Origin of the sequence: Pseudomonas sp. GL-R-26, assembly GCF_019947365.1 — a bacterium.
In the GTDB taxonomy this organism is placed as follows: Bacteria; Pseudomonadota; Gammaproteobacteria; order Pseudomonadales; family Pseudomonadaceae; genus Aquipseudomonas.
On the sequence record NZ_JAGYGI010000012.1, the window covers coordinates 115658 to 138575 of the forward strand.

General features: G+C 60.6%; 22 protein-coding genes and 1 pseudogene. 7 read left to right on the forward strand and 16 right to left on the reverse strand.

Translation table 11 applies throughout. The features are described 5' to 3' along the window. Positions 1-115 precede the first annotated feature (115 nt). The 4 genes from KGA96_RS14630 to KGA96_RS14645 are packed head-to-tail and all read left to right on the forward strand — an operon-like array spanning position 116 to position 4356. Entirely contained in the window at positions 116-1168 is a 1053-nt protein-coding gene (locus KGA96_RS14630; protein ID WP_223513360.1) for an agmatine/peptidylarginine deiminase, read from the forward strand. A 4-nt stretch (positions 1169-1172) separates the two neighbouring features. Continuing rightward, the gene (aguB, locus tag KGA96_RS14635; RefSeq protein ID WP_046037935.1) at positions 1173-2081 is read left to right on the forward strand and encodes an N-carbamoylputrescine amidase; all 909 of its coding nucleotides are present in this window, start codon (positions 1173-1175) and stop codon (positions 2079-2081) included. 1 nt (position 2082) lies between these two features. Then, positions 2083-3183, forward strand: coding sequence for an extracellular solute-binding protein (locus KGA96_RS14640; RefSeq protein WP_223513364.1), 1101 nt, complete (start codon positions 2083-2085; stop codon positions 3181-3183). Positions 3184-3231: 48 nt separating this feature from the next. Then, positions 3232-4356, forward strand: a complete 1125-nt coding sequence (locus KGA96_RS14645; protein ID WP_223513373.1) for an agmatine/peptidylarginine deiminase — start codon at positions 3232-3234, stop codon at positions 4354-4356. Between the two features lie 137 nt (positions 4357-4493). On the opposite strand, the gene KGA96_RS14650 is transcribed toward KGA96_RS14645, so the two are convergent. From KGA96_RS14650 to KGA96_RS29655, 16 genes and pseudogenes are all read right to left on the reverse strand, one after another. After that, positions 4494-4922 (reverse strand): nuclear transport factor 2 family protein, encoded by a 429-nt coding sequence (locus KGA96_RS14650; protein ID WP_046037947.1) that lies wholly within the window; start codon positions 4920-4922, stop codon positions 4494-4496. 2 nt (positions 4923-4924) lie between these two features. Further along, positions 4925-5659 (reverse strand): SGNH/GDSL hydrolase family protein, encoded by a 735-nt coding sequence (locus KGA96_RS14655; protein ID WP_223513377.1) that lies wholly within the window; start codon positions 5657-5659, stop codon positions 4925-4927. Positions 5660-5665: 6 nt separating this feature from the next. Beyond that, positions 5666-6238 (reverse strand): chorismate mutase, encoded by a 573-nt coding sequence (locus tag KGA96_RS14660; protein WP_046037950.1) that lies wholly within the window; start codon positions 6236-6238, stop codon positions 5666-5668. Between the two features lie 81 nt (positions 6239-6319). Further along, positions 6320-6610, reverse strand: a complete 291-nt coding sequence (locus tag KGA96_RS14665) for a hypothetical protein (RefSeq protein ID WP_046037951.1) — start codon at positions 6608-6610, stop codon at positions 6320-6322. A 250-nt stretch (positions 6611-6860) separates the two neighbouring features. Beyond that, on the reverse strand, positions 6861-8414 hold the full coding sequence (locus KGA96_RS14670; protein WP_223513380.1) for an amino acid permease: 1554 nt from the start codon (positions 8412-8414) through the stop codon (positions 6861-6863). Between the two features lie 134 nt (positions 8415-8548). Beyond that, a complete protein-coding gene (locus KGA96_RS14675) occupies positions 8549-9709 on the reverse strand; it encodes an iron-containing alcohol dehydrogenase (protein ID WP_046037953.1) in 1161 nt (386 codons plus the stop codon). Between the two features lie 3 nt (positions 9710-9712). Continuing rightward, positions 9713-11104, reverse strand: coding sequence for an aldehyde dehydrogenase family protein (locus tag KGA96_RS14680; RefSeq protein WP_223513382.1), 1392 nt, complete (start codon positions 11102-11104; stop codon positions 9713-9715). 7 nt (positions 11105-11111) lie between these two features. After that, positions 11112-12485: a glutamine synthetase family protein gene (locus KGA96_RS14685; protein ID WP_223513384.1), complete on the reverse strand. Its 1374-nt coding sequence runs from the start codon at positions 12483-12485 to the stop codon at positions 11112-11114. 173 nt (positions 12486-12658) lie between these two features. Beyond that, positions 12659-13692: pseudogene (locus KGA96_RS14690) on the reverse strand (winged helix-turn-helix domain-containing protein). A 78-nt stretch (positions 13693-13770) separates the two neighbouring features. Further along, entirely contained in the window at positions 13771-14094 is a 324-nt protein-coding gene (locus KGA96_RS14695; protein WP_223513386.1) for a hypothetical protein, read from the reverse strand. Between the two features lie 174 nt (positions 14095-14268). Next, positions 14269-14961: an RES family NAD+ phosphorylase gene (locus KGA96_RS14700; RefSeq protein WP_223513387.1), complete on the reverse strand. Its 693-nt coding sequence runs from the start codon at positions 14959-14961 to the stop codon at positions 14269-14271. Then, complete coding sequence (locus KGA96_RS14705; RefSeq protein ID WP_223513389.1) at positions 14955-15359, reverse strand: antitoxin Xre-like helix-turn-helix domain-containing protein; 405 nt, start codon at positions 15357-15359, stop codon at positions 14955-14957. Before KGA96_RS14705 ends, KGA96_RS14700 begins: the two co-directional genes overlap by 7 nt. Positions 15360-15506: 147 nt before the next feature. Further along, the gene (locus KGA96_RS14710) at positions 15507-17096 is read right to left on the reverse strand and encodes an ArnT family glycosyltransferase (RefSeq protein WP_046037961.1); all 1590 of its coding nucleotides are present in this window, start codon (positions 17094-17096) and stop codon (positions 15507-15509) included. Between the two features lie 265 nt (positions 17097-17361). After that, a complete protein-coding gene (locus tag KGA96_RS14715; protein ID WP_046037962.1) occupies positions 17362-17568 on the reverse strand; it encodes a co-regulatory protein PtrA N-terminal domain-containing protein in 207 nt (68 codons plus the stop codon). A 578-nt stretch (positions 17569-18146) separates the two neighbouring features. After that, positions 18147-19643, reverse strand: coding sequence for a methyl-accepting chemotaxis protein (locus KGA96_RS29745; RefSeq protein ID WP_223464483.1), 1497 nt, complete (start codon positions 19641-19643; stop codon positions 18147-18149). Positions 19644-20027: 384 nt separating this feature from the next. Next, on the reverse strand, positions 20028-20162 hold the full coding sequence (locus KGA96_RS29655; protein ID WP_008017234.1) for a hypothetical protein: 135 nt from the start codon (positions 20160-20162) through the stop codon (positions 20028-20030). 474 nt (positions 20163-20636) lie between these two features. Here KGA96_RS29655 and KGA96_RS14725 point away from each other — a divergent pair, with 474 nt between their 5' ends. Genes KGA96_RS14725 through KGA96_RS14735 form a run of 3 tightly spaced genes read left to right on the forward strand, consistent with a single transcriptional unit; the run spans position 20637 to position 22910 of the window. Further along, positions 20637-21419: a transporter substrate-binding domain-containing protein gene (locus KGA96_RS14725; RefSeq protein ID WP_223513391.1), complete on the forward strand. Its 783-nt coding sequence runs from the start codon at positions 20637-20639 to the stop codon at positions 21417-21419. 55 nt (positions 21420-21474) lie between these two features. Then, entirely contained in the window at positions 21475-22203 is a 729-nt protein-coding gene (locus KGA96_RS14730) for an ABC transporter permease (protein WP_046037968.1), read from the forward strand. After that, complete coding sequence (locus tag KGA96_RS14735; protein ID WP_223513393.1) at positions 22200-22910, forward strand: ABC transporter permease; 711 nt, start codon at positions 22200-22202, stop codon at positions 22908-22910. Before KGA96_RS14730 ends, KGA96_RS14735 begins: the two co-directional genes overlap by 4 nt. Positions 22911-22918: the final 8 nt, after the last annotated feature.

Here is a 22918-nt window from a genome sequence, read left to right on the forward strand (position 1 = left end):
CAGTTGTCGGCAAAATCCATCGTTTGTTTGCCCGTTTTACCAGCCGTAGCATGCATGCAAAGACCGCCAAGGCCGTTTTCATTGAACACAATGACTTAACTCAGAGGTGCTTGTCATGCAGCAGAACGTAATTCAAAACAGCGGATGGACGATGCCGGCCGAGTGGGTCAACCACGCCGCCACCTGGATGGTCTGGCCGCACAACAAGACCCTGTGGGAGTCAGGCTGGCGGGTGACACTGCCACAGGTTCAAGAAGACTTCGCCCGGGTGGCCAACGCCATCGCCCGCTTCGAGCCGGTGAAACTGGTGGTCGATCCTTCCGCCGTCGCCAGCGCCAAGGCCTTGTGCGGGCCGAACATCGAGTTGATCGAACTGGCGGTCAACGACAGCTGGTGCCGCGACTCCGGTCCGAGCTTCGTCTGCCACCCGCAGCAAGGTCTGGCCGGTGTTAGCTGGCGCTTCAATGCGTGGGGCGGCAAGTCGGCCCACGATCTGGACGAAAGCCTGGCCCGCCGTGCGCTCAACCATCTGGGGCTGGAGTGTTTCGGCACGGCACTGAGCAACGAGGGCGGCGCGATTCACGTGGACGGCGAGGGCACGCTGATCACCACTGAATCGGTATTGCTCAACCCCAACCGCAACCCGGGCGTGAGCAAGGCCGAGATCGAAGAGATTTTCACCCGCCTGCTGGGCGTGAAGAAAACCATCTGGCTGCCGGGCGATCCGGACTACGTGACCGGCGATATGACCGACGGCCACGTCGACGGCGTGTGCGCCTTTGCCCGTCCCGGCGTGTTGCTGGTGGACGCCACCCATGACCAAAGCTCTGTGTACGCCGCAGTCGCACGGGAAAACCGTCGCGCTCTTGAACTGGCCACCGATGCCCAGGGCCGCAAGTTCGAACTGATCGAACTCTATGAAGCTTCCGATGCAGTGGACACCGAGGCCGAAGTGTTTTGCGCCTCCTACACCAACTTCTACATCGCCAACGGCGCGATCATCATGCCGGCCTACGGCATCGATGCCGACAAGGTCGCTGCCCAAGTGCTGGCGCAGGCATTCCCCGGACGCGAAGTGGTGCCGGTGCGGATCAACCATCTGGCCCATGGCGGCGGCGGTGTGCATTGCATCACCCAGCAACAGCCGGCCTGGCCGGTGCGGGGTTGATGCCATGACACTGCTGACCATCGCTACCACCCAGATGCCCTGCACCTGGGACCTGAAACACAACCTAGACCAGGCCGAGCAACTGGTTCGCGAAGCTGCGGCCAAGGGCGCGCAAGTGATCCTGTTGCAGGAGCTGTTCGCCACGCCGTACTTCTGCATCGAGCAACACCACAAACACCTGGCGCTGGCCGAGGAGTATCGCGACAGCCACGTGCTCCAGCGCTTCGCCGCATTGGCGAAAGAGTTGGGCGTGGTGCTGCCGCTGAGCTGGTACGAGAAGGCCGGCAACGCCTACTTCAATTCACTGAGCGTGGCCGACGCCGACGGGCGCCTGCTGGGGGTGTACCGCAAGACCCACATCCCCAACGCCATCGGCTATCAGGAGAAGGAATACTTCAGCCCCGGCGACAGTGGGTTCCGGGTTTGGGACACCGCGTTCGGGCGCATCGGCCTGGGCATCTGCTGGGACCAGTGGTTCCCGGAAACCGCCCGCTGCCTGGCCTTGATGGGCGCCGAAGTGCTGCTGTTCCCGACTGCCATCGGCTCCGAACCGGGCTGTGCCACCCTCGATTCCCGGGATCACTGGCAGATGACCATGCGCGGTCACGCTGCCGCCAACCTGCTGCCGGTGGTGGCGGCCAACCGTGTCGGCCGGGAAGCGGCGACCACCGACCCGACCCTGCAAATGAACTTCTACGGCTCGTCGTTCATCTGCAACCACAAGGGCAAATTGTTCGCCGAAGCCGACCGTGACACTACCGGCGTGCTGGTCCACAGCCTGGACCTAGCGGCCATGCGCGAAGACCGCCTGACCTGGGGCATCTACCGCGATCGCCGTCCGGACATGTACGGCGCCTTGTTGACCCAGGACGGTCGTCAGATTCACTCACGCTGGGCAACCCAAGGGGTGTGACATGAACACGATCAACAAGCTGTGCCTGGCCATGGGGCTGGCGCTGGGCTGTGCGGTGCCTGCGCTGCACGCCGAGGAGAAAACCCTGCGGCTGTACAACTGGGCCGATTATTTCGCCGAGGACACCCTGAGCAAGTTCACCGCCGAAACCGGGATCAAGGTGATCTACGACGTCATGGACGGCAGTGAAACCCTGGAGGCGAAAATGCTCGCCGGTGGCAGCGGCTACGACCTGATCTTCCCCGGCGACACCGTGGCCGAACGCCTGATGCGCGCCGGCAGCCTGCAACCGCTGGATCAGTCCAGAATCACCGCCCTGAGCGACGTCGAGCCGGGGTTGCAGAAATTGCGCTCGCACTATGAGCATTCGAGCCAGGCTACGGTCCCGTACACCTGGGGCACTATCGGCCTGACCTACAACGCCGAGCAGATCGCCCAGCGTGCGCCGGACGCGCCAGTCAATAGCCTGGACATGCTGTTCAAGCCGGAACTGGCGGCGAAGTTCGCCGACTGCGGCATCTCGATGATCGACTCGCCGGACGAAGTGCTGGCGGTGGTGCTCAACTACCTCGGCCGCGACCCGCGCAGCGCCAAACCGGCGGACCTGGCGGCGGCCAGTGACTTGCTGATGAAGCTGCGGCCGTACATTCGCAAGTTCCAGTCGCAACCGGTGACCGACCTGGTCAACGGCAACCTGTGCGTGTCCCTGGGCTACAGCGGCGACATGACCCAGGCGCAGCGCGCGTCGGACAGCGCCGGCAAGAAAACCACCTTCCACTACCGCATTCCCCTCGAAGGCACCACGGTGTGGATGGACACCATGGCCATTCCCGTCGACGCCCGGCACCCGGAGTACGCCTACGCATTCATCAATTTCGTGATGCGCCCGCAGAACATGGCGGCCATCAGCAACTTCACCGGCTACCCGACCTTCAACGCCAAGGCTCGCCCGGATGTCGATGCCGCGATGCGCAACAATCCGGACATCTATCTTGATGAAGCCACCTACGCACGGCTGATTCCCGGCAAGGACATTCCCCAGGCCGACATGCGGGCACGCATGCGCACCTGGACCAAGTTCAAGACCGCTACAGTCAAATGATTACCGGCCGGCCCGAGGGCCGGCCAAACCTCGATTTCAGGAAAACACATGCCGACACGTCGAACATTCATCAAGCAGGTATCGGTCGCCGCCGGGCTGGGCGCGGTGGTGTCCATGGGATTGGGCTTTGCCGGCCTGCCGGTGCGAGCGGCCGGCAAGGGCAAGTGGTACATGCCCGATGAAGGAGACAAACACCAACGGGCTTTCATCGCCTTCGGCGCACAGGCCGCGATCTGGGAGGACTTCACGCCCCACGTGCAAGACGCCCTTGGCCGGATCGCCCGCAGCATTGCCGAATTCGAGCCGGTCACCGTGTTCTGTCGCCAGAGCGAACGGCGCCTGGCCGAAGTCAAATGCGGCAGCCACAACACCACCTTCGTGATCACCGAACTGGACGACATCTGGATGCGCGACATCGGCGCCAATTTTGTCGTCGACGGCAATGGCAACCTCGGCGCCGTGGACTTCAACTTCAACGGCTGGGGCAACAAACAGCAGCATGAGGACGATGCGCAACTGGCCGCCCTGGTCGCCGAAAACGCCAAGGCCGATTACCTGCGCAGCGAACTGGTGGGCGAGGGCGGTGGCATCGAAGTGGACGGCCACGGCACCGGGATCATGACCGAAAGCAGCTGGATCAACCGCAATCGCAATCCCGACTGGAGCAAGGCCGACGTCGAGGCAGAACTGAAAGAACGCCTGGGTCTGCGCAAAATCATCTGGCTGCCGGGCATCAAGGGCAAGGACATCACCGACGCCCACGTCGACTTCTATGCGCGCTTCGTCAAGCCCGGCGTGGTCATCGCCAACCTCGACAACGACCCCGAGTCCTATGACTACAAGGTCACGCGCGCCCACCTGGACATCCTGGAAAACGCCACGGATGCCGATGGCCGCAAGTTGCAGGTGCATACCGTGTCGCCGCCGCTCAACCCGCGCAGCAGCCAGTTCAGCAAAGACAATCAGGACTTCGCCGCCGGCTACATCAACTACTTCGTGATCAACGGCGCGATCATCGCTGCGCAATTCGGCGACGAAGAAGCCGATGCCAAAGCCTTCGACCTGCTGTCCGAGCTCTACCCGCAGCGCAAGGTGGTGCAACTCGACATCGACGCGATCTCCGCGGGCGGTGGCGGGATTCACTGCGTGACCAGTCACCAGCCGATGGTGTGAAGTTTTCAGGCTGTACACAAAACCTGTAGGAGCGAGCCTGCTCGCGATAGCGGTGGGTCAGTGAACAACATATTGACTGACACTCCGCCATCGCGAGCAGGCTCACTCCCACAGGGATTTTTGGTGAGTCGGATAAGTCAGGCCTTGCTGGCCTTCAGATAAGCCCCCAACCGCCGCCCCATTTCCTCACCCAACGCCTGCAAGCCACTCAGCGGCCGCACCATCACTTCAAACTCGACAATCTTGCCCTGTTCGTTGAAGCGGATCATGTCGATGCCCTTCAGCTCTTTCCCGCCGACCCTGGCGCTGAATTCGAGAATCACGTTCAAGCCATCCGCCGTCGCCAACTCGCGGTGATAGGCCAAATCCTCGAACACGTTCATGACCGTGTTGAGGATCATCGACACCACCGGCGCCCCCGGATACGGCGTGTGCGCCATCGGCGAACGGAACACCGCCTGCGGATCGAGCAGTTCGGGCAAGCCGCTCAAGTCGCGGTTGCCGATCATCCCGTGCCACTGCTTCAGGGCCGCTGCGACGTTGTGGTTCAGGTTCAGCTCGGACATCTTCAACTCCTGTTTTTTATTGTTGTGGTGCGAAAGCGTTGGTCGATAACCCTGGCGGCATCGTCGGCCCACTGGCGGTAGAGCATCGGCCCCGGATGAAAACCATCGCTGGCCATCAAGCCCGGTTCGGGCGCCAGTGGGGTAGTCAGCATCGTACATTGATCCAGGCGTGCGGCCAGATCCGCCAGATGTGCGTTGAAACGCCGCGCCCTGAAACCCAGGAACCAGCGCAAGGGTTGCGGCAGCGCGGGGAACAAATGCATCGGCGGAAGCGGCGACACCACGATCTGCCTCACCGCAAACTTGTCGCACAACAGCGCCATCAAACGCTGTTGCCGAGCGAGCCACTGATCCAGGGTGAGTGAACTGGTGACATCGTTGACGCCAATCGACAACAGCGCCACATCGAACGGCTCGGGGGCGTGCTGTTCGAGCAGCTCCAGCAACCCTTGGGAATCCAGACCCGTGCGCGCCCAGAGTTTCCACGACACCTGGTAATCATCGGCCAAGCGCTCCACCAGCCGACCGCTGAGGGCTTCACCTTGAGTCGCCGCACCCACGCCTGCAGCGGCGCTGTCGCCGACAATCAACAAGCGCAGAACGTCGCCGCTGCCGGCATCGCCCTGACGTTCGCCTTCGGCCTCCGGCAACTTGGGCGTCACGCGCCTGGTGTAGAGACCTTGCGCCAGCAACACCGGGCCGAGCAGGATTTTGGCGAGGGTTTCAGTGTGGCTCATTTGACGTTATCGCCCCGCAATACACAGCTCCCCGGTTGCACGAATCATCGCCTGGCCATGCAGGTAATCCTTGATCAGCGCGGAGCGTTCGGTGGCCAGCCATTGCGGGCAGTTCGGGTCATTACGGTAGGGCAGGAACGCGGCGTACTGCGTGAGCAGCTGGTTTTGCAGGGTGTCGAGCTTGGGCCGGATGTCTTTGTTGAGGTCTGGCCGTGGCGTGTCCGGTGCCTTGTGCGCCGCTTGCCATTGTGCGATTCGGCCGTATTGCACCAGTTTACTGGCTTCGATCTGGGCGGCGATCAGGTCGGCGACATCGTCGGGGTCTATCTGGTGCTGGGCCGCCTGCTTCCTCGCGTTGGCGATGACTTGCGCTTCCCGGGCGTTGTCCTGGACCGGTTTGCCGCTGTCCCATTTGGTCAGCGCCACCAGCTCGCTGATGTACAACCGCTCATTCATCGTCGCCAGCAAGGGTTGCAAGGCATCGGGCGCTGGGGGCGACGTGTCCGCTTGCACGCCGCCAGCGAACAAGCCGAGCAGGGTGCAGGCCAACCAGTGCGGCAGGCGAGGGGAACGGGGCATGGGCAGAACCTCCTTGGACGCGAAAATCACTCCGGCTTGTTTATCACAAGTGCGGCCAGGGAACGACAGGTTGCGAAGGATTCAGGCCAGCAACCGTTCAATCTGCGCCAGCTCCCAGGTGCTGAGCAGACTCACCGGGTCGGTGCCGAAGCGTTGCCCGTTGTCGAACACATATTCACGGCCATCGGGGCTTTGGCCGTGCAGGCAGCGGCGCAAGTGGCCGGCGTCGACCTCCAGTGTGAGTCGCCAGCCGTCGATGTCGACCCGAACATGGCCGGACTCGCAGGCGTTGTCGACTCGCTGGAAAGTGCAAATGCCCTGGGCGGCATCGCGCAACGGCTGGTAAACCTCGCGGGCGGTGAGGGCGGGCACAGGTGTCTCCGGGGTGAAATCGGAGGCACAGGATAAATCATCGCCATAAAAAAAAGCCCGGCGAACCGAGCCCCATTTTGTTCCCTTGGCACTGCACGGTACTTGTGGCGAGGGAGCTTGCTCCCGCTGGGCTGCGTAGCGGCCCCAAAAATGTCCGCAACAACGCCGATTTTTGTGAGTGCTGCGCACTCAAGCGGGACGGTGCGGCGATCCGACAAGCTCCCTCGCCACAGGTTACTCATTGCTCGCTCTATTTGCGGTTCAACGCCTCCTCCGCCGCAGCAATTTCAGCCTGGCGCTTGACGATCATGTCGCCCACCGGCGGCCCTTGGAAGCGCCGGGCTTCAAAGCCGAACCAGACGATGGCCGTCAGCACCAGGAAGCCGATGGTGATGTACAGCGCCCAATCGTTCGGTGGCTGGATGCCGATGACGAAAATGATGATCATCGACAGGACCGAGAGAATGGCGAACACCGAGTACCAGAAGCGGCCCATGTTCCACGGCCCCATGGTCGGCCACTTCGACGTCCCGAAGGTAAACAGGCCGAGCACGATGGGAATGGCGAAGGAGAAAAACAGGAAGATCACCGTGCAGGACACCACGATCGTATAGACCGGCGTTGCCCCGATCGAGATCACCGACGATCCCCAGTCGAACAACACCGCGAGGGTGGCACCGGTCCAGATCGCCGCGACCGGGCTGCGATGGGTCGATGAGACCGAGGACAACGCTTTTGAGCAAGGCAGGCCACCGTCCCGGGAGAAGGCGAAGATCATCCGTGAAACCGAGGTGACGGTGGCCAGTCCGCAGAGTATCTGCGAGATGAAAATCGCCACGTAGAGCACCAGCTTCAAGGTCGGGTTGACCTGGGTGTTCATGGCCCAGAAAAACACGTTCCAGCCTTGCTTGGCCGCCTCGTCCATGTTCGGCAGCATCAGCACGAACGCGCTGAGCATCAGCCAGCCGAACAGCAACGACCAGACCACCGACATGACCATGCCGCGCGGCACCGACATGGCCGCATTGCGGGTTTCCTCGGAGGTATGCGCAGAGGCGTCATAGCCGGTGATGGTGTAGATCGGCAACAGCAGGCCGAGCATGAACACCCAGCCGTTGGAGACCTGTGGCCAGACGCTGCCGCCCACCTCGCCGGAATAGTTGCTGAAGGTCCACAGCCGCGCGAATTCGTAGCTGGGTGCCGACATCAGGCAGACGATGGTCAGTGCCAGCGCCGTGGCGAAGATCAGGTAGCCGGAGAAGTCAGTGAGCTTGGCGGTCAGGCCGATGCCCAAGTGGTTACACAAGGCCTGCAGGCCGGTGAGGATCGCCAGGAAAATCACCCGGACCGTGGTCGTGTCCTCCATGCCCAGCGCCGGTCCGAAGGCACCGAAAAAGAAGTAATAGGTGCCGACGTTGATCGCGCCCAGCACCGTGACCAGCCCCAGCAGGTTGAACCACGCGGTCAGCCAGCCAGTGAAGCGGTTACCGAGGATCGAGCCCCAGTGATACAGGCCGCCGGCGGTGGGGTAGGCCGAGGAAATCTGCGCCATGGCCATGGCGAATACCCCGGAGATCAGGCAGCCGATCGGCCAGCCGATGCCGATGGATATCCCACCCGCACCCGAGGTGCCCTGGGCCAGGGAGTTGATGCCACCCGAGAGGATGCAGATGATCGAAAAGGAAATGGCGAAGTTGGAGAAAACCCCCATTCGTCGTGAGAGTTGCTGGGCATAGCCCATGCTGTGCAGCACCTTGACGTCATCGTCGTGCGTTTCGGTGCCCGGCTGGCTTGCTGGGTTCATGATGTGTGCCCCTTCAGGTGTTCATACGCAACCATCCGGCTGGCCGGATGGGCTGGCTTTCAACCCCTTGTCGTACTGCTCCTGTCGCTATCGGATCACACCTGTCCATGCGCAGTGCCGGCCAGGCGACTGCTCTACAGACGGCCGTGAAACGCCGCGTCGAAAATCTTTGCCACGCCGTCCCGGGTCAATGGCAGCGGGTTGCCGCCGGCAGAGGGGTCGACAATCGCCATGTCGGCGATCAGGTCGGCCTGCCGGTCATCCACGCCCAGTTCAAACAGGGTATGGGGCACACCGATGTCCTTGCGTAGCTTGAGGACGAAGGCCAGGAAACTGTCGAACCCCGGGGAGGGCAGGCGCAGGTACGCCGCCAGGCGGGTGATGCGCTCCTCGATGGCCGAGCGATTGAACTGCAGGACATAGGGCATGAAGGTGGCATTGGTCATGCCGTGATGGGTGTCGTACAGCGCACCCACCGGATGGGAGAGCGCATGCATCCCGCCCAGGCCTTTCTGGAATGCCGTGGCGCCCATCGCCGCTGCCGCGAGCATTTGCGCGCGGGCCTCGAGGTCCGATGGCGTGTGTACCGCCTTCACCAGTGAGTTGGCCACCAGGCGCATGCCTTCCACGGCAATGCCATCGGCCAGGGGGTGGAAACCGGGGGCGCAGTACGCTTCCAGGCAATGGGACAACGCGTCCATGCCGGTGCCAGCGGTGATTTTCGCCGGCATGCCGACGGTGAGGGCCGGGTCGCTGATCACCACGCGCGGCATCATTTTCGGGTGGAAAATGATGCGTTTGGTGTGGGTGCGCTCGTCGATGATCACCGCCGCACGGCCGACTTCGGAACCGGTTCCCGCCGTGGTCGGCACGGCAATGACCGGGGCGATGCGGCTTTCGTCGGCGCGGGTCCAGTAGTCGCCGATGTCTTCGAAGTCCCAGACCGGGCGGGTCTGGCCGCTCATGAAGGCAATCAGCTTGCCCATGTCCAGGCCACTGCCGCCGCCGAAAGCGATCACGCCATCGTGCTGGCCGGCACGCCAGGCGTCGAGCCCGCCGGCCAGGTTGGCCTCCACCGGATTGGGCTTGAGGTCACAAAACAGCGCCACGCCAAGACCGGCGGCGCGCAATGCGTCGAGTGCCGCCGTGGTGATCGGCGCGCGCGCCAGGCCGCTGTCGGTCACCAGCAAGGGTCGCTGGATACCCTGGCTGCGACAGACCTCGGCCAGTTCGGCGATGCGCCCGACACCGAAACGAACGCTCGTGGGGTAGTTCCAGTTTCCTGTCAGGTTCATGGTCTACACCTTGTGACGCAGATGAAAGGATTTGGCCCGGGTCAGGTGCTCGTAGCCCAGTGGCGACAGGGTGATGCCGCGCCCGCTGTTCTTCACGCCGGTCCAGGCCAGTGCCGGGTCCAGGTAATCGCAGCGGTTCATGAACACGGTGCCGGTGGCGATCTCGTTGCCCAGGCGTTCGGCCGCGGCGAGGTCCTGGGTCCAGATGGACGCGCTGAGCCCGAACTCACTGTCGTTCATCAAGGCGATGGCTTCTTCATCGCTGGCCACCGGCATGATGCCGACCACCGGGCCAAAGCTTTCGTCGCGCATGACCGACATTTGATGGGTCACGTCCACCAGCACCTGCGGCGCGAGGTAGGCACTGCCCGGCACGTCGGCGGGAAATGCCTGCGGATCGATCAGCGCCGTCGCACCCTGGGCCAACGCTTCGGCGATCTGGCCACGAACGAAGAATGCGGCGCCCGGTGTCACCAGCGGACCGAGGGTGGTGGCTTCGTCCAGCGGGTTGCCCAGCACATACTGGCGGGTCAGTTCGGCGAAGCGCTCGACAAACACCGGGTAGATTTTCTGATCGACGTAGATGCGTTCCACGGCGCAGCAACTCTGCCCGGAATTGAAGAAACTGCCGTCCACCAGATTTTCCACCGCGTGTTCAAGGTTGGCGTCTGCCCGAACGTACGCCGGGTCTTTTCCGCCGAGCTCCAGGCCCATGCCGAGAAATTGTCCGCTGGCGGCGCTTTCCATGACTTTGCCAGCCTCCACGGAACCGGTGAAGTTCACTTGCTGCGCGCGTCCGGAAGCGATGATCGCCCCGGTCGACACATGGTCGAGCAGCAGGTTCTGGAACAACCCCTCGGGCAGTTTTGCGCGACGCATGGCCTCGGCGAAACGCTCGCCCACCAGCAGGGTTTGCGATGCATGTTTGAGGATTACGCTGTTGCCGGCCATCAGCGCCGGGATGATCGTGTTCACCGCCGTCAGATAGGGGTAATTCCACGGAGCGACCACCAGCACCGTGCCCAGCGGCTCGCGTTTGATAAAACGCCGAAAACCCGCCTTGGGCTCCGGCTCTATAGCGGCCAGGGCCTGCGGTGCGATAGCGATCATGTGCCGGGCGCGTTCGGCAAAACCGCGCAGTTCGCCGGCGCCGTAACGCACCGGGCGGCCCATCTGCCAGGCCAGTTCCGGCACGATGTCGGCCTGCATCGACAGCATCGCGTCCACTGCGGCGCTGCAATAAGCCGCGCGTTCGCTCAGTGATCGGCGTTGCCATGACGCCTGTGCGCTGGCAGCCGCCGTCAGCGCCTGCTCGACCTGCGCCGCATCGGCAAGATCGCGTTCGACGTACACCCGGCCATCGACCGGGGAGATCAGTTGCACCTTCTCAGTCATGATGTTCTCAGTAGCGCTCGAAGCCGCGCTGCAATTCCCAGTCGGTGATTCGCCGGTCGTACTCTTTCTGCTCCCACTCGGCGGTGTGCACGTAATGGTCGACAACCTCGTCGCCAAAAGCCTCGCGCAACATGCTTGAGCTCTTGAGGGCGGCGCTTGCCTCGCGCAGAGTCTTGGACACTTCCGGCAAATGCTCATCGAGGTAGGCGTCGCCTTCGAACGGCGGCGCAAGAACGAGCTTCTCGTCGATACCCTTCAATCCTGCTGCGATCAGCGCGGCGAAGGCCAGATAGGGGTTGAGATCGGCACCGCCGATGCGGCATTCGATGCGGATGGCCTTGCTGCCTTCGGCACACAGGCGAAAGCCGGCGGTGCGATTGTCGCGGCTCCAGACCGCCCGCGTCGGCGCAAAAGTGCCAGCCTGGAAACGCTTGTAGGAGTTGATGTAGGGCGCGAGAAAACAGGTGATGTCGTTGGCGTACTTGAGCTGCCCGGCGACCCAGGCGCGCATCAGTTTCGACATGCCGAACTCGGCTTTCGCGTCGTAGAACAGCGGCTTCTTGGCGTTCTTGTCCCACAGCGAATTATGGATGTGACTGCTGGAACCGGCGGCGTCGTAGCGCCACTTGGCCATGAAGGTGATCGCCTTGCCCTGCAACTGCGCGATCTCTTTGCAGGCATGCTTGATGATGACGTGGTGGTCGGCCATGGTCATGGCGTCGGCGTAGCGGATGTTGATCTCTTCCTGCCCTGGGCCCCATTCACCCTTGGAGTTTTCCACGGGAATGCCCGAGGCCTGCAAGTGCTTGCGGATCGCCCGCAGCACCGGCTCTTCGCGGGTGGTCTGGAGGATGTTGTAGTCCTCGATGTAATGGCCGGCGGTTTTCGGTTTGTGATAGTTGCGCTTGTGGATCGCCTCGTAGCTCTCATCGAACAGATAGAACTCGAGTTCCGAGGCAAACATACCGGTATAGCCGCGCTCACGCAGGCGCTCGACCTGTTTTTTCAGAATCGCCCGTGGGCTGTGGGGCAGGTCCTGGCGATGGTGATGATCGAGCACGTCGCACAGCACCAGCGCCGTACATTCAAGCCAGGGCACGCGCCGCAGGGTGGACATGTCGGGCTTGAGCACGAAATCGCCATAACCCTTGCTCCAACTGGCCGCGGCGTAACCCGGCACTGGCTCCATGTCGATGTCATCGGCCAGCAGGTAGTTGCAGCAGTGGGTTTCTTCATGGCCGCTGTCGATGAAAAACTCGACCTGGAAGCGCTTGCCGACCAGGCGTCCCTGCATGTCGACCATGCAGACCAGAACGGTATCGATTTCGCCGGCAGACGCGGCGTGCTTGAGTGCATCAAAGCTGAGGAGGGGCTCTGTCATCACGGCAATCCTGCGTGAAAGGTTTGGGCCAGTCTGGGATAGCTGTTGCAGACGCTCTCCAGAAAAACCCAAAACCTGCAGAACCGAGCATCGTGAGCAACGAGTTGATCAAAGCTTAGCCTACCCTTGCAAAGTGCAAGTTTTGCCAGGTGAAAGTCGTGTTCAGCGCCCCATCACTCCGGCAACCCCGCCAACCGCAGTCCATCGACGAACCGCGCGAAATCCTCAGGCCGTTGAATGGGCAGCCAGTCCTTGAGGGTGCACAGGCGCAAAGAGGGATCCAGCTCTCGCAGGCGTTGCATCGCCAAATCCGCTTTATCCACTCGACCGCCGAGCGCATGACTGGCCGCCACCAGCGCCGCCGCGATCAGCAGACTGGGCAGGTTTCCCAGTGCCTTTTCCGCCCAGCCCGCAGCGGCATCGAAGTGCCCGGCGAAGAAATGCGCGAGCGCCATCCCGACCTGCATCCTGAACATTTCCGGATCCAGCGGACTCAAGCGAACGGCATGGTTCAAATTCTCGATGGCGGCGTCTGTTTCGCCGTGCAGCGCCCTCAGGATACCGCCCAGATGTGCGTCCCGCTCGTCGCATCGATCAGTTGCCCGGTAATGCGCAGCCTGTTGCCGCACTTGCGTACGCTGCCTTCGAGCACGTAGCGCACACCCAACGCCTGGCCGACACCCCGGGCGTCCACGGTCTGGCCCTTGTAGGTGAAGCTTGAGTTGCGAGCGATGACGAACAGCCAGCGGATACGCGACAGGGCGGCGATGATGTCCTCCACCACGCCATCGGCGAAATACTCCTGCTCCGGATCGCCGCTCAGGTTCTGGAAGGGCAGGACGGTGATCGAGGGTTTTTCCGGCAGGACGAGCGCAGGGGAGGGGATTGGTATCGGGGCAGCGCTCGGGCGTTCATCGCTATCGGGCTGTCGCGCTTCCTCGGCCATGTTGCCGTTGATCCGGCCAACGAAGCGGTAGCCTTTGCGGGCGACGGTGCGTACGAGGCGCTGCTCCTCACCGGTATCGCCGATGGCCTTGCGCACGGCATTGATGTGGCTTGTGATCGTCGATTCCGAAACGATCCGGTCGCCCCACACCGCCTTGAGCAATTCGTCCTTGCTGACGACGCGATCGGGATTGTTGACGAACAGCAGCAACAAGTCGAAGACCTGCGGTCCGACGGACACGACTTGTCCGCGCAGGGTCAGTTATCAAACCGTGAACCACGAAAAAGCCCGGCTGTTGAGGCCGGGCTTTTCGTTGAGTCCTGCGGTCAAGCACTGCATTCAGACAGCGCGGCTTTCGATCAGACGGTCGGAGCCACCTTCGGTGACGCGGTTTTGCAGCAGTTTGTCGGAACCGCCTTCGGCGACGCGATTTTCCAGGAGCTTGTCCGAACCGCCTTCGGCAACACGTTTTTCCAGCAGGCGATCGGAACCACCTTCGGCCACGCGATTCTCGATCAGGCGATCGGAGCCACCCTCGGCCACACGGCTTTCAATCAGACGATCCGAGCCGCCTTCAGCGACCACAGGTTGAGCAGACGTTGCGGCGAAAGCGTTAACTGCGAAAACCGAGAAAGCGATGCTGAGGAGGGTCTGGCGTTTCATGATGGTGTGCTCCGGGGGGCTTATGGGTTGGTATGGAGCAGATGTTACGCCGGGGATTTTTTAAGAGAACTTCATTGAAATGATGGTGACTATCGATGCGGTCAATGGATCGAACACCACACGTGCAAACACCGCTTTTTGTGGCGAGGGGTTTCATTCGCCGATCAATGAGGTTCAGGCTTCGCTGATCTGGCTGACACTGGTGATCTGCCCATTCCAGATCATCTCGTAATGCGCCGTCTGCACAATCGACGAAACCGGCCTCGGCGTCATCAGCGCCCAGCAATGACTGCCCGGCATCCGCACCGAGTGATAACGCAACCCGGGACAACCGGCATCCCGCACCGCCCGCCCCAGCACACGGGAATGGCTGTAGTCGTCCGGCGCGTACACCGGATCACTCATTGGCAGGGCCGCGGCGTCCTTCATCCCACCATCGCCAAAAGCACAGGCCAACCCCCGAAACACAAACCGCTCATAGTTCAGGCTCGGCACCTTCGACCAATACAGCGCCTGGTGATGTCGCACCTCGGCCAGCGCCGCGTCCATCGAATCCGCCAGGTACAACACCCCAAAAAGCCCGTCACTGAAACGCGAACCCGCCGGGTTGACGTGGGTAAACGGCGCAATGGCGTAGGAGCAACCCGCAATGCCAAACGGGATCTCGCTGCGCGCAATCAACTCCAGCTGACCCAGCTCATTCTTCAACCGAGGATTGGTCAGCGCCTGAATCTCGAACAACACCTCGAACTCATCTGCGTCCGCCACATCATCAAACAACGCAATGGGCGGAAACTTCGAATTGACCAGGCGATAAGCCTGCAACGACTGACCGGCAAACACCGCCAGCTCGCTCGCCATCACCATTGCGCACCCCGCAGCATGTCGATGCGGCGGAAGGTTTCGTACAGCGAAATCATGTCGCCCTGGGCCATGATCTCCAGCGGCGAACGCCCGTTGAAGAACTCGTTGTCGTTGGCCATCGAAGCAAAGCCGTACACGTTGTTCGGGTTATCGAACACCAGCCGCAACGTCGCATGCATGTTCAGCACGAAGCTGATGCGCTGCATCTGGTCCGCATCCAGCGCCACCGCCCAATCCGGGTCACGCTGCCGGGCGCGGGTGTAGGTGCTGCGGGAAATACGCAGGATGCGACAGGCCTGGTCGCTGGTGGCTTTCCACTTTTCCAGAATGCTCACGGCGGCGCGCAGGCCGGTGACGCATTGGTTTTTTGTGAAGGATTGGGCTTGGATGGGGACGGCCATTTTCGTGTGCTCTATCTGAGTCTGTAGATTCAAATGTAGTTTTATTGAATCTATAGAGCAATATTGCCGCGACCAGTGGGCTTGCGCATATAAACAAAACGGGCGCCCCGCAGACGCCCGTTTTTATTGATAGCTCACTTCAATACATCATTGATCCAAAGCCTGCGTTACCGCTTGCCTGGTCACCGCCGTTTTCCCATCGGGAACAAACGCCGCACTGCCATTCTCATGCGCATGAAACAGCCGTGCGCCGTTGTTGGGCTTGGTGGTGATCAATTGATGGTCGGCCGACAGATAATCCAGCGGCAGTCGTTTGATGTCCTTGTACTGCTCCACGATGATCGTGCGCTGTGGATTCCAGGTCTCGCCACTTTGCTTTTCCAGCCATGCCATCAATGCGGCGCTGTCGCCGGTTTGTGGAATGTCCGAATCCGGGAGCACGTAGTAGAACGGGGCGCCCTGGTTTTGCAGGTACATCGGCAGCTTGTTGTCGACATCCACCAGCACCATGCGCCATTCGCTCCACGGTGCCGTCTTGATGGCTTCGGCGCGCACCTCCTGGGTGAACTGCATGACGCCGCCCGCACCGCCGTTGGTCCAGGGATAGACAACACCAAGGACCAAGAACAGGAACCCGGCCGCCCCGGCAATACCCTTGGTCCAACCGGGCCCGCCGGATTTACCGGCAGCCTGACGCGCCGCCATGCGCCGGGTGACCCACCAGGCCGCCAGCAATTGCGCGAACGGCACCAGCGGCAAGACGTAGTAGCTGCGCCGGCTGCCACTGGCGGTGAAGAACAGGAACAGCAACCCCAGGCCCAAAATCAGCCAGCGAACGTTGGGTTCGGTGTGCTTCCAGCCGCGCACGGCCACCCACAGGCCGAGCATCCAGCAGGGTGCCCAGGGCAGGGTGTAGAGCGGCAGATACAGCAGGTAGGTATAGATCGGGCCGATGTTGTCGAACGGCTTGAAAAACCGAACCACGTTCTCCTGAAACACCAGGCCCAGCCCGCTCGGCCCAAAAGTCGGCGTGCCATAACGGTGCGACAACATGAACGGCAGCATGTAGACCACGCCACCCACCAGCATCGCCAGAAACAGGCGTGGATTGAGATGGTTTTTCCAGCGTCCTTCACTGAGCAGATGCGGCAACAGCATCAGCCCCGGCAGGATGAACCCAATCAAGCCCTTGAGCAGTGAGGTCAGCGCCAGCATCAGGAAAAACACGCAGTACCGACTCAGGCGCGTGTCGTCCGGGCCGCGCCAATACCACCAGACTGCCGCCAACACACCGCAAACCGTCAGCACGTCCGCCGTGGCGACCCGGGCCCAGAACACGAAAAAGAACGTCGTCGCCAGAAACCACCCGGCAATCAGGCCGGTGCCTTTGCTATAGAGCCGTTCACCGATCAGATAGACCAGCCAGACACTCAGCCAGGCCGCCAGAACCGAAGGCAAGCGCAGCGACCAGTGCCCGAGACCGCCCATCAAATGGGCAGTGGCCGTGATCAGCCAATAGGACGGCAGCGGCTTGTCGTAATAGGGCATGCCCTTGAGGTAAGGGTCGAAATAATCGCCGGTTTGCAGCATCTGCAACGCAATGTTCGCCCAGCGCGTTTCCGCGCCCCAAAGCTCCCTTGCGCCCAACCCGAACAGCAATAGAAACGCCGATACGCCAAGCAGAAGGATCAGCGCACCCTGGTCACTTTTCAGAAAACGAACTAAAGAATTTTTCATCACTGTTTCGCATGTTGCGCTCGCCGTGGCGACGCTGGAGTAGCAAGGCTATCGGGCGAAATGTGATGGGATTGTCAGTAGATTGCGAATAAACCGTTGCTTCGGATTGAAGCGTGGTTGCTGCATCAAGTGAAGTAAGGCCGTGATCTGCATGATGAAAAATTGTTCATGCAAACCACGGCCCCATTATCGATCAAACGTACGCCCCAACCCATCCAGTTGCGTGGCAACAGGCGCTGGTCGACGACTGCTCAATACCAGCTGATCAGCCTTTGACGCGATCGGCGGCCTTGGCTTTGCTTTCAGCTACAGCGGGTTCAGCCTGCTGTTTTTGTGCAACCTGGAAGGCTTCCATCGAGACTTTCCGGGCCGACTCCATGCGTGCGAAGGTCTTATCACCGCCACCTGTGGCCATCGCCAGAGAAGAGGCGGTCAGAGCGGCAACTACGAAGAGAACTTTCATGGATTTCATTTGGGTATCCTCAAGTGATATTTAATTAAAAGCTGACAGTGGAATCTATTTGCTAAAGCCGATATTCCGCGGCTGACTAAGAAGGCACACCAGGTTTCACGGTGCTTCTTTGTTCAAAGAGTCAATCAACATGACGCCCAGTGCGACTTGATTGAAGTTTGCTGTTGCTGGCTGTCATCAAGGTCCAGCCATTTACATTAATTAACCCGCGGCATTACACAGCCAGGATAAAAGCAAGCTAATCGAATGAACTTCCAATCATTCGATTAGCTAAATTTGCAGGTAACAAAAAACCTCATTCGCACTGAGTGCCTATGAGGTTTAGCTTCCACTTCTGGGGGCAGGTGGGGAACAGAGCCCGCGTCACCTGTTGCGTATTCTGAACGGGGAAACCCGTTTTCGTTCATTTTTTGATCAGATTCGCTGACCAACGGCAGTCTCTTGGCCAGTCATTTTTTGCCCGTCTGGATAGCGCAGCCAGCACCATGACTGGCTTTGCGGCGAGTCGGAAGGCAGATGAAACGCCCGCGGATTTTTTCGTCTTTTTTTAAAAAACCTCGAGGAAAATCCGGGCTGCATCATTGGTGAAACGTCCGCCCCAACGCATCCAGCCGAGTCGCAATCGGCGGCAAACGCCGACTGCTCAGTGCCAGCGTCTCCACATCATCCGCCGTGTTCTGCGCAATGCTCTGCACCGACTGCAAGCGCCCGACAATCTCGAAACTCGCCGAGGACTGTTCGCGGGTCGTCGTGACAATCCGCCCATTGAGCTCATCGATGTGCAAGATGTCGCTGCCGACGGCCTGCAACATCGCCACCGCCAACTGACTGTCCTCGACACAGCGCTCCACACCTTCGCGACTGTCCTGCATGGCCTCCACGGCTTTGCGGCTGCCTTGCTGCAAGGCCTCGATGATGGTCCGGATTTCCTTGGTGGACACCGCCGTGCGTTGCGCCAGGCTGCGCACTTCATCGGCCACCACCGCAAAGCCCCGGCCTTGCTCGCCGGCACGCGCCGCTTCAATCGCCGCGTTGAGCGCCAGCAAGTTGGTCTGGTCGGCAATGCTGCTGATCACCTCCAGCACCGTACTGATCTGCTGCGCCTGCCCCGCGAGCACCTGCACAGTCTGGTTGGTGCCCTCCAGGCGCGAGGCCAGTTGAGTGATTTCCTGCCGCGCACGGTTCACGCTTTCCTGCCCACGGGTGATCTGCACACTGGCTTGGCCGGCATGTTCAACGGCATGCTCGACATGCACCACGATGTGCTCCATCGCATCGCCCATGCGCTGCATCGACCCGGTCATCTGCGCGATTTCCGTCAACTGATGCTTCGCGCCTTTCTCCAGCGTGTTACTGGCCTTGGCCAACTCCTGGCCCAACTGCCCCAAGCCCTGAGAGTCACGTACCACACCGTCCACCAAGTCAGTGATCTGCCCCAGGAACTGATCGAAGCGCTGCGCCAGCGACACATGTACCCGCGCCTTGTCACCCTGGCCGGTACCGACGGTGAACTGCGACGTGGTGGCGAGCATCTTGTCCAGCATGTCCTGGCTCTCCACCGCATCGGCCTGGCTGTGCACCGCCAGATAGAGCAGCGCGACCGTCTCCATCACCACATAAAAGGCGTGAACGAACACCATCGTCCAACCCCCGTGATGGGCCATCACAAACACCGGAAAACCCTGATGCTGCAGCGCATGAAACACCACGTGATGCAGCGCAATCGTCACCGCCGCCACCAGAATCGGCAGCCAGTCCCGATAAAACGTCAACACCGCCAACAACGCAAAAATCCCGAAGTGCGACTCAATGACCCCCTCGGCCTGATTGATATGCAACGCCGCCATCACCATCAAACCCACGCCCAGCAAACAACGCATCAACCGCGACCCGCCGATGGCGCGATACAACAGCGTCAATAACACGCTGGTGCCACCGCCCACCAACAGCGCCTGCTTGAAGGTGTCGTGCCAGAACGCCAGGCCGATAGCGAAAGCGAACATCAGCCAGATCAGGCCCAGCATGATGCGGTCGGCTTTGCGGTAGTGGTCGAGGAAACGAGGGGGGAAGGGCATGTACGCTTACTCCATGTATTCGAACCGGGAAGAAGCTGGGGTAGGACTAATACCAAAAGACAAGCCTGACACTGACACTGTGGCGAGGGAGCTTGCTCCCGCTGGGCTGCGAAGCGGCCCCAAAAAAATGGGACTGCTGTGCAGTCCAACGGGAGCAAGCTCCCTCGCCACAGGTCCTTTATCGCTTGAGCCATTGAGGCAAATCGATTGCCGCCATGGTCGAGGTGTATTTGAGAAGCCGTGGGGAGCGTAGCCCTTGGCCATCATTCCGGGCGGGTAGGACGTCGCTCGTGGAAAACAATGTCCGATATAGAGGCAAGTAATGCCGAAGTGACGGGGAGTACGACAGACTCCGTTGCAAAGCCTGTCGTACTCCCGAGGTCATTACGACTTCTTCGACGGATAGTTACCGCGCAAGCCACCGGACTTGTTGCCGGTTTTGCTCGGCAGGTTCGGCACTAGCGGACGGGATCTGGGCTGGGGGTTGGAGCGGCTTTGGGGTTGAGGTTGCTTGCTCATTGTTCACCTCCTGACTTACAGGATTTCGCGAGGTGGTTTACTCATGAAGTTTAGCTAATCGACTGTGGTCAGGGGGGGCACTTGGGGAAGGTGTTGTGAGCGATTGGCTTTTCTTTTTCGGCCCCGTTGATAGACCCCCTTACGCGATTCTCGGATGTTGCCTACAACTTCGGCAGGATTGAGCCAGGAAAGTCGGCGCCCTTAATTTCACACTTTGTTACCGCATACCCCAGCCGGGCGTAAAAACCTGCTTTGGTAACAGCCTGTTCGGCTGCCTCCCTCCTTGCGCTCACTTGCCTGCCAAGCCCATCCCAGAGCGCTGTACGCGCCTTTTCAAACGCCCAATCCGCGAATTGGCCGGGTGATTGCATATGCTTGTCTGTACAAGTATCTGCGTGTGCATAAGACATTCCGCCACGCAGTACACGTGCTCTTGCGTCACAAGCGCTTTCGATGGTCCTTGGGAATAAAATAATGAAAAAAGCATTTCTCACCCTTTCTGCATTGGCTTTGTGCATAGCTGCCGGTTCTGTGCTGGCCAAGGAGTACAAGGAGTTGCGCTTTGGCGTCGACCCCTCTTATGCGCCGTTCGAATCCAAGGCCGCTGATGGCAGCCTGGTGGGCTTCGATATCGATCTGGGTAACGCAATCTGCGCTGAGCTGAAGGTCAAGTGCAAATGGGTCGAAAGTGACTTCGACGGCATGATTCCCGGCCTCAAGGCCAACAAGTTCGACGGCGTGATCTCTTCCATGACCGCCACGCCAGCGCGTGAGAAAGTTATCGATTTCTCAAACGAGCTGTTCTCTGGCCCGACCGCGCTGGTATTCAAGAAAGGCGTGGCCATCGGCACCGATCCGGCCTCCCTCAAGGGCAAGAAAGTCGGCTACGAGCAAGGCACCATCCAGGAAGCCTACGCCAAGGCCGTGCTGGACAAGGCAGGGGTAGAGACCCAGGCCTATGCCAACCAGGACCAGGTGTACGCTGACCTGATCTCCGGACGCCTCGATGCCTCGATCCAGGACATGCTGCAAGCCGAACTGGGCTTCCTGAAGTCGCCACCAGGCGCCGACTTCCAGGTCAGCGAGCCGGTCGAAAGCCCCCTGCTGCCAGCCAAAACCGCCGTGGGTCTGACCAAAGGCAACGCCGAGCTCCAGGCCTTGCTGAACAAAGGTATCCAGGCACTGCACGACAATGGCACCTATGCGGCCGTCCAGCAGAAGCACTTTGGCGATCTGAATCTCTACAGCGGCAAATAATGACCCTGCGCCCATTTGCGGATGGGCACTTTTTTGATTGACGTAGGGCTGCTCAATGCTAGAAAACCTATTGCAGATTCTTGGGCTGTCAGGCTTTAGCCTTAAGGGTTTCGGCCCGCTGTTGCTGCAAGGCTCCTGGATGACTGTCAAATTATCCTTTCTGTGCTTGCTGGTGAGCGTCGGCCTGGGCCTGATCGGCGCCAGCGCCAAGCTTTCGAAATCGGCACTGCTGCGTGTACCTGCACAGGCCTACACCACGCTGATCCGTGGGGTGCCGGACCTGGTGCTGATGCTGTTGATCTTCTACAGCCTGCAAACCTGGCTGACCTCGTTTACCGATTTCATGGAATGGGAATACATCGAAATCAACCCCTTTAGCGCCGGGGTCATTACCCTGGGCTTCATCTACGGGGCTTATTTCACCGAAACCTTCCGTGGCGCCATCCTTGCCGTACCGCGAGGGCAGATGGAAGCGGCTACCGCCTACGGCCTGACCCGCGCTCAGCGCTTTCGCTTGGTGGTGTTCCCGCAAATGATGCGTTTTGCCCTGCCCGGCATCGGTAATAACTGGATGGTGATCCTCAAGGCCACCGCTCTGGTGTCGATCATTGGCCTGGCCGATCTGGTCAAGGTGGCCCAGGACGCGGGCAAGAGCTCCTATCAGCTGTTCTTCTTCCTGATTCTGGCCGCCTTGATCTATCTGGTGATCACCACCGTTTCGAACTACGTCTTGCGCCGGATGGAAATCTTCTACGCCGCAGGCACCCGGGAGGCCGTGCGATGATCGAGCTACTGCAGGAATACTGGAAACCTTTCCTGTTCCAGGACGGCAATCACATCACCGGGCTGGCCATGACCCTCTGGCTGCTCAGTGCCTCGATCTTCTTCGGCTTCGTGATGTCGATCCCGCTGTCGATTGCCCGGGTCTCGACCAATGTCTGGGTGCGCTGGCCGGTGCAGTTCTACACCTACCTGTTCCGCGGTACGCCTCTCTATATTCAGCTGCTGATTTGTTACACCGGCATTTACAGCCTGGCCGCGGTGCGTGCTCAGCCAGTACTGGATGCGTTCTTTCGCGATGCGATGAACTGCACCATCCTGGCCTTCGCCCTGAACACCTGCGCCTACACCACGGAGATCTTCGCCGGGGCCATTCGCAGCATGAACCACGGTGAAGTCGAAGCGGCCAAGTCCTACGGACTGACCGGCTGGAAGCTGTACACCTACGTGATCATGCCGTCCGCCCTGCGTCGCTCGCTGCCTTACTACAGCAACGAAGTGATTCTGATGCTGCACTCGACCACCGTGGCCTTCACCGCGACCATCCCGGACATCCTGAAAGTCGCACGGGACGCCAATTCGGCGACCTTCCTGACTTTCCAGTCGTTCGGCATCGCCGCGTTGATCTACCTGGCAGTCACTTTCTCCCTGGTCGGCCTGTTCCGCCTGGCTGAACGCCGCTGGCTGTCTTTCCTCGGCCCGGCTCACTAATTCAGGAA